Source organism: Trinickia sp. EG282A (assembly GCF_040965455.1).
Taxonomy (GTDB): Bacteria; Pseudomonadota; Gammaproteobacteria; order Burkholderiales; family Burkholderiaceae; genus Trinickia; species Trinickia symbiotica.
Genome location: NZ_JBFRCC010000001.1, coordinates 586,587 through 599,193 on the forward strand (window position 1 = coordinate 586,587; position 12,607 = coordinate 599,193).

Sequence of the window (12,607 nt, forward strand, 5' to 3'; positions counted from 1 at the left end):
AACGCCGTCGCGAGCCTTGCGTTTTCCGCAATAATCCACAACCAGACGTTGCCGTGAGGCGCGAACTTGAGCACACTTGCGTCTTGCGAAGGTTTGGCCGGCCTGCTGTTAATGACTAGAACTTACTGCTCCTCTCAAACGGAAGCTTCGGAGTCGCTTTGTGCCGACAATCGGGGCCTTACCGTCTCCCTTGTCGTTTATCGACCCGACGTCCAGTTGCTGGAAACAACGCTTTCCAGCCTTGGAAAGGCATATGACCGCCTGAGGGATACCCGCGATGAAGTCCCGGCGCAACTGTATATCGTCGACAACGGCGGTCTTCAGGGCGTCGATATCGGCAGCTCGCTTGAGTTGCTGGCGAAGCAGGGCATCGCTCACCAGGTCCTGAGCGGGCACGGCAATATCGGCTATGGTCGCGGGCATAACTTGGCCATCGAACGCGCGACGAGCGGCTATCACGTGGTCCTGAACCCTGACATCGATATGGACGCTGATGCCTTGGTGAACGCACTGGACTTCCTCGACGCTCACTGCGAGGTCGGCCTCGTGACTCCGCGGATTCAGGACGACCAGCAAGCCATTCAGTACCTGTGCCGCCGCTACCCGACCGTGCTAGATCTGTTCGTACGAGGCTTCCTGCCCGGCGCCATCCGCCGTTGGTTCGCGGGACGGCTTGGCCGCTACGAGATGCGAGACGTGATCAATGACCGTGACGTCGTCTGGGATCCGCCGATCGCAAGCGGTTGCTTCATGATCTTTCGGACCAATGTGCTAAAGCGCCTTTCCGGCTTCGACCCGCGCTATTTCCTTTACTTCGAGGATTACGACCTAAGCCTGCGCGCGCATGAACTGGCGCGCGTCGCCTACGTTCCCGCGGTACGCGCCGTCCATCACGGTGGCGGCGCCGCCCGTAAGGGTTCCGCCCATATCCGCATGTTCGTCTCATCGGCATTCAAGTTCTACAACCGGTTCGGATGGAAGTGGGTATGAGCCATATCGTTGTCACCGGTGCGAACGGTTTCGTTGGCCGTGCGGTTTGCCGAGCGTTAATCGCCGCTGGCCACAGCGTAACGGGGGCCGTACGGCAGTCGAGCGCGTGCACCGCTGGGATCACTGAATGGGTGCTGGCGGCCCCCGATTTCGACGGCATGGAGCAAGCTTGGCCGGCGGCGCTGAAGGCAGACTGCATCATCCACTTGGCAGCACGCGTTCATGTAACGTCGGACACATCCTCGGATCCGTTTGCCGCCTTTCGTTCGACGAATGTGGACGGCACGCTGCGCGTAGCAAGAGCGGCACAGGCGAATGGCGTTCGCCGTTTCGTGTTCGCGAGTAGCATCAAGGCTGTCGCAGAAACGGATCCGGGCCGCCCATTGCGCGAGGACGATCCGCCAGCCCCGCAAGACGCCTATGGGCGCTCGAAGCTCGACGCAGAAGTTGCGCTGCGGCGGTTCGGCGAGCAAACGGGAATGGAGGTGGTCATCGTTCGCCCCCCGCTTGTCTATGGCCCGGGCGTGCGAGCCAATTTTTTTTCGCTGATGCAATCGATTGCCCGAGGAATTCCGCTCCCGCTAGGCGGTATCGAGGCGCGCCGCAGTATTGTCTACGTCGAGAACCTCGCCGACGCGCTTGTGCGCTGCGCGGTCGATCCGCGTGCGGCGGGCAAATGTTTTCATGTGGCCGATGACGAGAGCCTTACCGTGGCCGAGTTGGCTTACAAAATCGGCGACCACCTGCAAAAACCGGCGCGCCTGTTGGCGGTGCCGCCTGCTTGCCTTCGTTTCGCGGGGCGCTTGACTGGGCGCCTGCCGCAAGTGGAGAGGCTGACTGGCAACTTGCGTGTCGACAGCTCCTACATTCGTACGGTCTTGAGCTGGCGGCCAGTCAGTACGCTTGAAGACGGACTAGCGGAAACGGTCCGCTGGTACCGATCGATGCATTGAGGCGGCGACAGTGATCGAGCAACTCATTACCGCTTCGTTGTCCTTAACATTGGCGATTGCTGTCGCGGCATCGGTCGGCTGCGCAGCCATTCTTGCATTCTTGCTGAAGACGGGGCTTGCCTGGCGCCTTGCCACGGATATCCCTAACGACCGCTCTCTGCATGATCGTCCGACGCCGCGCGTCGGCGGTTGGGGCTTGGTGCCGATCGTCGTTATTTGCATGCTCGTCGGGGCGCCCCATATGTGGCCCTTCGCGGTTTGCACGTTGTTCCTCGCCGCTGTTTCGCAGATCGATGACCGCCGGGGCTTGCCGGCGCGCGTACGGTTTGCGGCGCATCTTGCCGCCGTCGTCGCGATCGTCGCCATTTATCCGGCCGCGGCGCCATGGTGGGCGCTCGCCGCGTTGGCGTTTTTGATGATCTGGCTAATCAATCTTTACAACTTCATGGATGGAGCCGACGGCCTTGCTGGCGGCATGGCATTGATCGGCTTCGGCGGCTATGCGCTGGCTGCGTTGACAACGCCACATTCAGAGCCCGAGCTAGCGCTTGTTTCGGTCGCCACAGCCGGCGCCGCAGCGGGTTTCCTTGTCTTCAACTTCCATCCGGCTCGGGTATTCCTCGGCGATGCCGGCTCGATCCCACTCGGATTTCTTGCGGGAGCCCTCGGTTACTGGGGCTGGCGCACGGGTGCCTGGCCGATCTGGTTTCCCCCGATGGCTTTTTCGCCTTTCATCGCCGACGCGTCGGTGACGTTGCTGCGGCGCCTCGCGCGCGGCGAAAAATTTTGGCAGGCGCATCGTGAACACTATTATCAACGGATGGTCCGCCTGGGGCTCGGGCACGCACGCACCGCCGTCTGCTGGTATCTCCTTATGCTAACTGGCATAATGCTTGCTCTTTGGGTCCTGGATCGGTCGGCCGTAATGCAATGGGCTGTCGTTATCGTCTGGGCTTTAGTGCTTGTGCTGGTAGGCGCGGCGATCGACCTTCGCTGGCGCCGTTTCTGTACGACGAGACAAGCTGAAGGGTGATATTAATGCACAGACAAAGCAAAGCCTGGTGGCTCTCGTTCTGCGCCTTTCTGTTCGACTTGTGCGCGGTCGCCGGCGCGTGGAGCGCGGCGTATTTCATCCGTTTCAACGGTTCAGTCCCGCACGATTTCCTCGCGGGATGCTTGAAGTCGTTCGTCTGGGTGCTCCCGATCTACGGCGCAATGTTCCGCGTCTTCGGTCTTTACCGAGGCATGTGGGTGTTCGCCAGCCTGCCCGATCTTATGCGGATCTCGAAGGCCGTCGCGGCGGGTGCTCTTATGACTATGGTTGCATCTGTCATGGTGCAACCGGTGCCGATCACACCGCGCTCGGTGCTGGCGGTCTCGCCGCTTTTGTTGTTTCTCGCGATGGGTGGCGCCAGGGCGGCCTATCGGGCGACGAAAGAATTCTATTTATACGGTGCACTGGTTGCGCAGGGCAAACCAGTGCTGGTCCTGGGCGCGGGCGGCGCGGGGGCGAACCTCGCTCGAGAGTTGGCGCGCTCGAAAGAGTGGCGTCTCGTCGGGTTGCTCGACGACGATCCGATGAAGCACGGGCGAGAGGTGTACGGCCATAAAGTCCTCGGCGCACTGACCGATCTTCCAAAATTTGCCGCGATGCTCAAGACCGAGCACGCGATTATTGCGATTCCTTCAGCGTCCGTCGAGGCTCAGCGCCGTGCCGCAACGCTTTGTGTTCGAGCGGGTGTTCGAGCCATGGTGTTACCTTCGTTGACGGCGCTGATGCCGGGCCAAGGCATTCTTTCGCAAGTCCGCCAGATCGATCTCGAAGACTTGCTTGGCCGCGAGCCGGTCAGCATCGATACTGCACACGTCGAATCGCTGTTGCACGGTCGCGTCGTCATGGTGACGGGAGCGGGGGGCTCCATCGGATCGGAGCTATGCCGGCAAATTCTTCGATTCGCACCGGCGCAACTCGTGGCACTGGATTCGTCCGAGTATGCAATGTACCGGCTCGTCGAAGAGTTGCGAGAACGCTTCCCGGAGTTGTCGGTTGTGCCAATCATTGGCGACGCAAAAGATTCGTTGCTGCTCGATCAGATCATGTCGCGGTACGTTCCGCATATCGTCTATCACGCGGCGGCGTATAAGCATGTGCCGTTGATGGAGGAACTCAATAGTTGGCAAGCGATTCGAAACAACGTGCTTGGCACGTACCGTGTGGCGCGCGCGGCAATTCGTAACGGCGTCAAGCGCTTCGTGCTCATATCGACAGACAAGGCAGTCAACCCGACAAACGTAATGGGCGCGAGTAAGCGTCTGGCGGAAATGGCGTGCCAGGCGCTGCAGCAAACGAGCGACACAACTCAGTTCGAAACGGTGCGTTTTGGCAACGTGCTCGGCAGCGCCGGCAGCGTAATCCCCAAGTTCCAGCAGCAGATTGCGAAGGGCGGGCCGGTTACGGTGACTCACCCTGAGATTACGCGTTTCTTCATGACCATCCCTGAGGCATCACAGTTAGTGCTTCAGGCATCGAGTATGGGTCACGGCGGTGAGATTTTTATTCTCGACATGGGGCAGCCGGTGCGCATTGTCGACCTTGCGCGAGATCTCGTCCGCCTCTATGGATACACAGAAGAGCAGATTCGTATCGAATTCACGGGGTTGCGTCCCGGTGAGAAGCTTTACGAGGAATTGCTTGCCGATGACGAAACCACCACGCGCACACCGCATCCGAAATTGCGGATCGCGCGGGCGAGAGAGGTACCCGATCATCTGCTCGACCACTTGCTGCCATGGCTGATGCAACATCGCGTGCCCCCTGACGATGAAGTGCGCCGCGACCTGAGGCGCTGGGTGCCGGAGTATCAGCCGGCCGTACCGCCGGTGTTACAGACCGTCGGATCGCGCGCGGCAGCGAACTTTTCATAGCCCATAGGTCGGCCCGGTTTGCACCAGCAAGCTGCTGATCGAGCGTGAGGGCGGCCGGGGCTACTGACTTCTTGCGCGTCTGAAAACCCACCACTTTGCCGTCGCAAAGTTGACGACGAGTCCTGCGACTGACCCTACGGCGACAGCGAGCACCGGTAGCCACGGCGCCGGACGAAGCAGCGATACCGCGCCGCTGTATGCGGCGTAGTTGACGCCCCCGCCCGCTGACATGGCGGCGAGGTAGCGCCACCATTCAGCCCAGATCGACTGATGACGAGAAGGAGCGAAAGTGTATCGGCGGTTGAATTGCCAGGTCGTCCATACCGCGCAAAGGAAGGAAATCGCGCGGCCGGCGAAGTACCCGAGTCCGAGCCACAGCATCAGATAAAGCACGCCGGTATCGACCAGGAAGCCCATCACACCGGCGACGAGAAAACGCGTCAACTGGTGCCTCATGCCGAATCCGCGTTTATCGCCGTGCATCATTGCCGACGACTCCCCCGCCGAAATACCAGCCAGCGCGGTGATTTGAACCGCACAATGCTGACATAGAGCCAGACGTAAGTCGCCGCAAAGAGAACGACGAACGCGAATAAATGCACTGTGTGCTGCCAAAACAAAGTAGCAGGGATCACCCCGATCAAACAAAGCAGCCACAGATACGGCGACGTGAGCGAATTCCTTCGCGTGATCTCATGCGCCGTCTTGGCCCCCACGGCCCAACGCATGAGCCGCTTATAGACGAGCATATGCAAATGCACGCCATCGGGGATCCCTGGCGACATGCCGCGCACGAACTTCTTGCGATAGATGGAAAAGCAGGTCTCGAAGATCGGATAAACGAAAAGCAGCACGGGGTACCAAGCCGACACTTCGCGATGCCGCATGACGAGCAAGATCGCGAGCTCAGCGAGCATGAAGCCGATGAAGTAAGCGCCGCCGTCGCCGAGAAAGATGAGCCCCGCCGGAAAATTCCAGATGAAAAAGCCGAGCACGGCGCCCATCATGATCAGCGATGCGGAAAGAACGATTGGGTCCGAGAGGCGGAACGCCACATAGGCCAGCGACGCGAACATCATCATGGCGACCATCGAAGCGAGGCCGTTGAAGCCGTCGATGATGTTGACTGCGTTGGCGAGTGCCGCGACCGCGAGCACGGTCACGATGCACGAAATCGCCGCGTATGAAAGTAGGAAATCGAGTGGCGGGACGCTTATGCGGATGACGGCGATATGCAACGTGAAGTACGCGAGAGCCGCGGCACCCATCGTCGCGACGAGCCGTACTGTCGGCGAAACGCGCTTGGTGATGTCTTCGATGAGCCCTGAAGCGAATGCGGGAATGCCGCAGGCGATCAACTCAAGAATGCCGCGCGAAACGGCGGGATACGGGCCGAGCAGCTCCAGCGTCGAAGCGACGAGCCCAATCACGATGCCGACACCGCCGACTCGAGGCACCGGCCGCACGTGGAATTTCTGAACGCCGGCCAGATCGCTGTCGGTCGAGAACCGCTCATGAAGATGCGCGTAGCGCACGATCAACAACGTGACGAAGAGCGAGACGAGAAAACCGAGCGCGAAACTAAGCATGACGCGGGGCGTGAGAGGTGAGTGGCGAATTATACAGACTGGGCTCGCCCGACTCCGTGCCGCGTCCTGCGCGCGCTGTACCCGTTCTTGCCGAGTTCTCAGGCCCGCAATCCAATGCAGGCAGGCGCTCGTATCGAATGGAAACTTGGCCCTGCCCGCCGGCAATGGCCTTACCGTGGTTGATGGCTCGGTGAATTGTCGCGCAGCAGCTTATCTATGCAGTGCCGGTTCGTGTGCGCTTTGATCCCGGAATGGCCCCGCGTGGTCTGCATCGACATGCAGCGCAGCTGCCGGGCACTTGTCCGTTTGCTACAGCTCTGCCCAGGGCAGCGTACATCATTATCAATAACGAAGGCGGCACGGAGACCGTCACCGCGTCCTCGACAAGAATGAAGGCCAGCAACTAAGAGAAACCCGCTGTTTTGGTATGATGCACCGCCAAGGGGGGTGTGATGTCGACAATAATTTCAGATACAAGCGCAGCAAAAAAAAGCTCGATCAGCATTGAAAGATGGTCGACTGTTGCTGCGCTCGTCGTTGGAACGTTCGTCGTCTTGACGACGCTTTACGGCGTTCATCGATTCTATTCTCCCGTCCCCTGGTGGGATGAGTGGGATGGCTATGTCGGGTTCTATATGGCGGCAACTAACGGCATGGGGTTCCATGCTTGGTGGTGGCCGCATATGGAACACCGCATCGTCACGTCGAGACTTCTTTTCTGGCTAGATCTGCGTTATTTCGGAGGTAGCCATATCTTGCTATTTGCGGCTCAGCAGGCGATGTTAGCCGGCATCGTAGCGCTCATCGTGAATACGGCGCGACGCGCAGGCGCAAGTTTCGCATGGACGATCGGAGTGGTGGCCGCGCTCATGTTTGCGTGGGTGCAGTCAGAGGTGCTGACATGGGGCTTTGAGACTGGAGTAATCGCGGTCTACTTTTTCTTGGCGTGGGCGCTCGTTGAATTCACGTGCGCGGAATCAAGCGCCGTTCGGCGCTTCGTCGCCGGTTTCCTGCTGGCAGCATGCGCCGAGTTCTCGATGGGCAACGGCATTGCCGCGCCGTTTGCGCTGATGATCGCGGCGATTGTCGGGCGCAGGCCGCTTCGCGAGATTGCCATGTCTGCAGTGCTTTCGGTTGCATTAGCGTCGATCTACTTTATCGGCTACGTGAAGCCGCAGGTAGACGAGCCTCATATTGTTGGGTCACCACTGCTGCATCATCTAGGATTTTTCGCGGCATTTCTGGGGAACCCATTGGCGATGCTTGGTGCGTCTGAGAGTGCATGCGCGGCGGCCGGCCTAGTCGTCGCCATTGCGATTGTCTTCCTCGCGTGCAGGTTGTACTTATCGCGCTCGGTGACGCCGTACCGGGCACTCCTGATAGGCATCTGCGCCTTTGTTATAGCATCCGATCTGGCCGCGGACTATGGGCGTGGTGCCGCAACGGCGGGCGCAGCGCTTGCAAGCCGATACACGACGGGCACGTTGCTCGCCTGGGTTGCTGTACTCTTGCTTGCTATCGATTCGCTTCCCAAGGCTCGCCATCAGGTGATGATGCTTGGGGTGCTGGTTGCCGCGAGCATGGCGACAAGTCAGGCGCGGGTACTCGACAGCAATGCATATCTTTACGGTTGGAAGCTCGGCGTGCTTAGCACAAAAATCGGGCTTGAGCACACTGAATATTCGGGAATGATCTTCCCCGCGAAACCCGAGTCCGTACATGAGAGGTTTGAGCGTTATGCAGCGTATAGCGCGCAACATGATCTCGGCATCTATCAGCGCGAGTGGTTGCGTGATGCTGGCACAGTGAAATTCGACGCATCGAAAGTTGGCGGATCCTGCCAAGGCTTTTTCGACCGACTAAAGCAAGATAACGTTGGGCTAGAGGCTAGCGGCTGGGCGAGTTCCCCGTATCTGCGCGATACGCTAATCGTGCTTACGGACGGCAACGGAGACACAATCGGATACGGGGTAACTGGACAACAGCGCTTGGACGTCAGGCAGGCAGTCCCCGGCGCTGGCGATAGTGCTGGATGGGTTGGGTTCGCCCAGCGAACGGCCGGCCCAGTGCGCGCTTATGCGTACACCGGCGGCAGGTTCTGCCCGTTGAAGGATTCGTCGACGCTGGCCGCTCAGCCCTGATTGGCAATGATGGACGTCATCAAAGGCGCAATAGCGGCTTGCTCCTGCTGCGCTTTCAATCCATCCAGAGAGCTATCGGGGTAGAGGCATCCTGCCGTATGGCTCTGCCAGTTCTGAATCGATTCGATGTCGCTGTAATGCTTAATGATTGCGGCGCATCGCTATGAGATACTCGATTACCGATGTCAGCTTGGCCTTTGCGCGCTTGGGCGGTTTCCTCCGCGCGAGTTCATCGAGGTAGCGCTGGGCGCTCGCGACGGCCGCATCCATCGTGCCGCCGCCCGGATGCAGGACCCGCCCTCAGGCTGTCTCGTTGATCTTGATGTAAAGAAAAACGAAACGTGCCTGCCGATCCTAGACGAAGGCCCGTTGAAGCGTCGCCGAAATGGCCCAATTATTCGAAGAGTTGAGGGCGCCCTGTGCCGGTGCCGGTGCCGGTGCCGGTGCCGGTGCCGGTGCCGGTTTCGCGGAGTAACTTAGGCTGCGTTTTTCAATGCGCCCGCAGCCAAGTCCAGCGCTTTTTCTTTGGGAGCCATCCGCCCGGCAGTACTCCCAGCCTTTGCCCGCTCGGTGAGCACCTGGCCCGCGAGGCCGGCGATCAGCAGACCATTGAACGTCGCCGTATATTTCAGCGTGAACGTTTCGAACGCAATGCTCGCGAACATCAGGCAGATCACGAATGCGAGTCCCATATCGGCTGCCATGCGTGCGCTCGGGCTATAACGGCGCGCACGCCAAAACGTTACGATCGGCGCCGCGAAAAGCGCCACGATGGCGATGCCGCCCGCGATGCCTGAGCGCAGCATGTTCGCAAGCAGTTCGTTATGCGGGCCGTCATAAATGGTCTGCCGTGCAGCTTCGCTCGCGAAAGAGGTAATCCACGGTTCATCGAGAAAAGCGCGAAACCCGGTATCCCCATACCCAGACCAAGGGCTATGCCGAAACAGCTCCCACGCCATGTGCCACATTGTGAGCCGCAGCCCGCCGGACGTATCGCGGTTGGAGCCGTTCAGCCACATTTCGGTTTCGCGGTAGACACTGACGAGCCGTACCGACAGGACGTCATGCCAGATCAGGGTGACTGCGAGCAGGGCGATGCCAAGCGCGATGAGCGCGACGAAATGCTTGCGGCGAATCGACGGACGCTTCAGCCATAGCCACAGTGCCGCGGCGAGCGGGACCAGCAGGTACGCGGTGCGGGTTTGCGAGCCAGCGACGAGATACAGGCCCGCCAAAATGCCCGCGATCGACAGCGCGCGTGCGAGCCGCGACTGGTCCGGCCCAATGCCGAACAGGCTCAGCATTGCCAGGAGCAACGCATAGACGCCGAACATATCCGTGTCGGCGAAGTAAGTCGCGAAACGACCTCCCCAGAGCGCGGTCGGCTCAGGATCGAGCTTTATCTCTGCGACGAGGACCAGCAGCGAGAGAGGAGCCGCGACGCGGATAAGACCGACGAAGTCGATTCGCTTGTAGCGGAAGTACAACAGCACGCCGATCGAGATCAGTATGCGCGACGGTGCGTCGTATGCCTTCGGAATCCACTCGCCCCGCATCACTTGCCCGATCAGCACCGAGACGATCGGGAGCGCGAGCGCGATGCACATCCACCGCAGCGTCGGATCCGGGCCACGCTCACGCGCGTCGCGCCACATCTTGCCCGTTGCCGCGAGAGCCGGCACTAGCAGCAGGAATAGGCACGTGTTGGTCGTAGCGCGCAGCGACAGGAGGCCGACGATGCTCATTGCCGTGACCGCGAGAACATACGCGTCGAGCCAAGGGGCGCCGGTCTGCCCGACGTAGCGTGCAATGCACTTTTTCATCATGTGGGATATCGGCCCGGAGAATTTTTGTCTGGCGGTATTCTAAGGGCATGTTCGGGGCGGTGGCACCGCTTTCAGGTCTCGACAGGATCGAGCAGCCATGTCGAGTACTTGTCGCGAGCGGCAGCGATCTGCGGCGGGAACTGAGGTTCTTCTATAGGCTGCGGCGCGTAACGCAGCGGCCGATCGAGCACGTCGAAACCCGAGCGGATCCTGCTTTCGATGAAGGCGATGTCGTGGAACTCAGGCTTCATGAACTTTTGGTCCGCGACGCTCTTCATCTTCAGGACCATCTTGTCGGGGCTGGTCACCCAGGAGAAATGCCAGCCTGCGTCGAGCACATGCTGCACGCCGAACCGGCGAAACCACGCGCGCTTGAGCGAACGCAAGAGCCCGGACGACTTGTACGAGCGAACGGCATTGACGTTGCCGAAGAATTGCTTGAGGTGACGGAAGGTCGTGATCCGCGTGCCGATCCAGTCCGCGTACCCACCGCCATCGAGCAGCCGGTTGTTGAGGAAGTAGGCGTAGCAATACTGGTGGAAGTCGCCGCGCAGGTAGCGGCGCGGATCGTAGAGGCGAATACACTCGGGGCGCGGAATCTCGTCGAGATCGGACACGAGGATCAGATCGTCGGGGGCCGCGTCGTGGAGTCCGTTGATCAGGTAGCTGCGCTGGTAGTTCTCATTCTTCCAGTGATCGGGCGGGCCGGGCGGCAGGTGATCGACCTCGAGGTAGCGAATCTTGTCCTTGAAGCGCTCGAATCGCTTCATGTCGAAATTTAGCGGCTTCGGGGCCCCGACCTGCGTGTAGCGAGATTCCGCGATGACGAAGTAATCGACGTGATCCCACAGCATCTCCATCCTGAGTTCCAACAACATGTCTTCGTTGAAATAACAGAAGCAGTCGTAGACCTTGGGCAGCGTCTTTTTAGTCATTTTTTAAAAACACTCTAGAACACAGATTCGAGCGGGCGAATCGAGGACGCACAGGCGGATGCCAGCGCTCGTCGCGGGCGCAGCAGTGCAGGTAAGGGAATCGTGCGGCAGGCGCACATCGAATTCGCGCTGACCGAGGGTGACGCGCACGCCTCAGTTCATCGAGCGCGAACTCCGCGGAGCGCTAATGCCGACTACAGTGGGTCTTGCGGATTAACTGGCTCTGATTGAGCAGTTGGTCGGTAGTCGAATATTTGTTTTTGTCCATATGGACTTCCCCGTTTGCCGGACGTATATGGTGCAAGGCACTCATTCTTACTATTAGTATACAGCACGCCTTTGCCCGCATTTGGCAGCGTAGCGAAATTGCGACAGGGGATCTATTCCGTACGGCGCTGGCCTGCGGCTGGGGATGGCCACTGACGGGTCCGCTTGGCGATGCCGTATATGGCGTACGCTGCTATGGAGGGTCCGGGCGGGCGCGCATCGAGCGCCAGGACGACCGCGAGTCGCCAGCCAATGAGCCACCGGCGATGGCCTTCTGACGGTTGTGTGTTGCGCTACTCGGCGCCCGCTAAGCCGCGTGCAAAAGCTCGGGGAAAGTGTCGATCTTGCGATGCGGTTTTTGCTTGGCTTGCCACAGGTCGTAGCGCGCTTGCATGATCGCCCACATTTCCGCTGACGTGCCTAGCGCTTCGCCCAGCAAGACGGCCATCTCCGATGAAATGCCGGCGTGCCCGTTCAAAATTCGCGATAGCGCAGCGCGCGTGACGCCGAGACGCTCGGCAACCGTTGTGACGCTCAGATCACCGAGGTATTCGCGTAACACCAAACCGGGGTGCGCGGGGTTGTGCATTGATGTCATAAAAACTCCCTAGTGGTAGTCCAGGTAATCGACCAGGATGACATCCGTACCATCAAAGAAGAATGTCACCCGCCAATTTCCCGTTACCCATATCGACCAATGGCCATCGACGTCTTGGCGCTTCGGATTCTTGCCGCTCAGCTGGTGTAGTTTCCAAGACGGCGCATGCAGGTCATCCGGTCCGGTGGCAGCATCAAGCGCCGTCAAACGAATTCGGAGCTTCTCCGCGTGGGAGGCCACAATGCCCCTCTTCGAGCCAGTCAGGAAAAACTGCTCCAGTCCTTTGTGTCGGAAGCCTTTGATCATCCGTATAGTGTATACGAACACTATACGACAGGCAATCATCTGCAAGCACGCTGGCTCGATCGGACGCACCCGCCACG

At 59.8% G+C, this 12,607-nt stretch carries 11 protein-coding genes; 5 read left to right on the plus strand and 6 right to left on the minus strand.

Annotated features, from left to right (window positions below):
* Positions 1–111 precede the first annotated feature (111 nt).
* Genes AB4Y31_RS02645 through AB4Y31_RS02660 form a run of 4 tightly spaced genes read left to right on the plus strand, consistent with a single transcriptional unit; the run spans position 112 to position 4,868 of the window.
* Positions 112–990: a glycosyltransferase family 2 protein gene (locus tag AB4Y31_RS02645; RefSeq protein WP_368673429.1), complete on the plus strand. Its 879-nt coding sequence runs from the start codon at positions 112–114 to the stop codon at positions 988–990.
* Positions 987–1,943: a UDP-glucose 4-epimerase family protein gene (locus tag AB4Y31_RS02650; protein ID WP_368672584.1), complete on the plus strand. Its 957-nt coding sequence runs from the start codon at positions 987–989 to the stop codon at positions 1,941–1,943. The genes AB4Y31_RS02645 and AB4Y31_RS02650 overlap by 4 nt, the downstream gene beginning before the upstream one ends.
* 10 nt (positions 1,944–1,953) lie before the next feature.
* Positions 1,954–2,976, plus strand: coding sequence for a glycosyltransferase family 4 protein (locus tag AB4Y31_RS02655; protein WP_368672585.1), 1,023 nt, complete (start codon positions 1,954–1,956; stop codon positions 2,974–2,976).
* A gap of 5 nt (positions 2,977–2,981) precedes the next feature.
* A complete protein-coding gene (locus AB4Y31_RS02660) occupies positions 2,982–4,868 on the plus strand; it encodes a polysaccharide biosynthesis protein (protein WP_368672586.1) in 1,887 nt (628 codons plus the stop codon).
* Positions 4,869–4,928: 60 nt separating this feature from the next.
* Here the strand turns inward: AB4Y31_RS02660 and AB4Y31_RS02665 are convergent, their stop codons facing one another.
* Together AB4Y31_RS02665 and AB4Y31_RS02670 are read right to left on the minus strand one after the other, a co-directional pair.
* Positions 4,929–5,324 (minus strand): GtrA family protein, encoded by a 396-nt coding sequence (locus AB4Y31_RS02665; protein WP_368672587.1) that lies wholly within the window; start codon positions 5,322–5,324, stop codon positions 4,929–4,931.
* 26 nt (positions 5,325–5,350) lie between these two features.
* The gene (locus AB4Y31_RS02670; protein ID WP_368672588.1) at positions 5,351–6,457 is read right to left on the minus strand and encodes a glycosyltransferase; all 1,107 of its coding nucleotides are present in this window, start codon (positions 6,455–6,457) and stop codon (positions 5,351–5,353) included.
* A gap of 452 nt (positions 6,458–6,909) precedes the next feature.
* Between AB4Y31_RS02670 and AB4Y31_RS02675 the strand changes: the two genes are divergently transcribed.
* Positions 6,910–8,598, plus strand: coding sequence for a hypothetical protein (locus tag AB4Y31_RS02675; protein ID WP_368672589.1), 1,689 nt, complete (start codon positions 6,910–6,912; stop codon positions 8,596–8,598).
* A 476-nt stretch (positions 8,599–9,074) separates the two neighbouring features.
* On the opposite strand, the gene AB4Y31_RS02680 is transcribed toward AB4Y31_RS02675, so the two are convergent.
* The 4 genes from AB4Y31_RS02680 to AB4Y31_RS02695 form a co-directional block, all read right to left on the minus strand.
* Positions 9,075–10,424 (minus strand): O-antigen ligase family protein, encoded by a 1,350-nt coding sequence (locus AB4Y31_RS02680; protein WP_368672590.1) that lies wholly within the window; start codon positions 10,422–10,424, stop codon positions 9,075–9,077.
* Between the two features lie 71 nt (positions 10,425–10,495).
* Complete coding sequence (locus tag AB4Y31_RS02685) at positions 10,496–11,359, minus strand: beta-1,4-mannosyl-glycoprotein beta-1,4-N-acetylglucosaminyltransferase (RefSeq protein WP_018442321.1); 864 nt, start codon at positions 11,357–11,359, stop codon at positions 10,496–10,498.
* Positions 11,360–11,933: 574 nt separating this feature from the next.
* Positions 11,934–12,224, minus strand: a complete 291-nt coding sequence (locus tag AB4Y31_RS02690; protein ID WP_026229977.1) for a HigA family addiction module antitoxin — start codon at positions 12,222–12,224, stop codon at positions 11,934–11,936.
* Positions 12,225–12,233: 9 nt separating this feature from the next.
* Entirely contained in the window at positions 12,234–12,530 is a 297-nt protein-coding gene (locus tag AB4Y31_RS02695) for a type II toxin-antitoxin system RelE/ParE family toxin (protein WP_368672591.1), read from the minus strand.
* Positions 12,531–12,607 lie beyond the last annotated feature (77 nt).

What these genes read in the sequence shown, in the direction of transcription:
- AB4Y31_RS02685 (WP_018442321.1), bottom strand. Translation starts at nt 11,359, where the DNA reads ATGACTAAAAAGACGCTGCCCAAGGTCTACGACTGCTTCTGTTATTTC.
- AB4Y31_RS02665 (WP_368672587.1), bottom strand. Translation starts at nt 5,324, where the DNA reads ATGAGGCACCAGTTGACGCGTTTTCTCGTCGCCGGTGTGATGGGCTTC.
- AB4Y31_RS02695 (WP_368672591.1), bottom strand. Translation starts at nt 12,530, where the DNA reads ATGATCAAAGGCTTCCGACACAAAGGACTGGAGCAGTTTTTCCTGACT.
- AB4Y31_RS02660 (WP_368672586.1), top strand. Translation starts at nt 2,982, where the DNA reads ATGCACAGACAAAGCAAAGCCTGGTGGCTCTCGTTCTGCGCCTTTCTG.
- AB4Y31_RS02645 (WP_368673429.1), top strand. Translation starts at nt 112, where the DNA reads ATGACTAGAACTTACTGCTCCTCTCAAACGGAAGCTTCGGAGTCGCTT.
- AB4Y31_RS02680 (WP_368672590.1), bottom strand. Translation starts at nt 10,424, where the DNA reads ATGATGAAAAAGTGCATTGCACGCTACGTCGGGCAGACCGGCGCCCCT.
- AB4Y31_RS02670 (WP_368672588.1), bottom strand. Translation starts at nt 6,457, where the DNA reads ATGCTTAGTTTCGCGCTCGGTTTTCTCGTCTCGCTCTTCGTCACGTTG.
- AB4Y31_RS02650 (WP_368672584.1), top strand. Translation starts at nt 987, where the DNA reads ATGAGCCATATCGTTGTCACCGGTGCGAACGGTTTCGTTGGCCGTGCG.
- AB4Y31_RS02675 (WP_368672589.1), top strand. Translation starts at nt 6,910, where the DNA reads ATGTCGACAATAATTTCAGATACAAGCGCAGCAAAAAAAAGCTCGATC.
- AB4Y31_RS02690 (WP_026229977.1), bottom strand. Translation starts at nt 12,224, where the DNA reads ATGACATCAATGCACAACCCCGCGCACCCCGGTTTGGTGTTACGCGAA.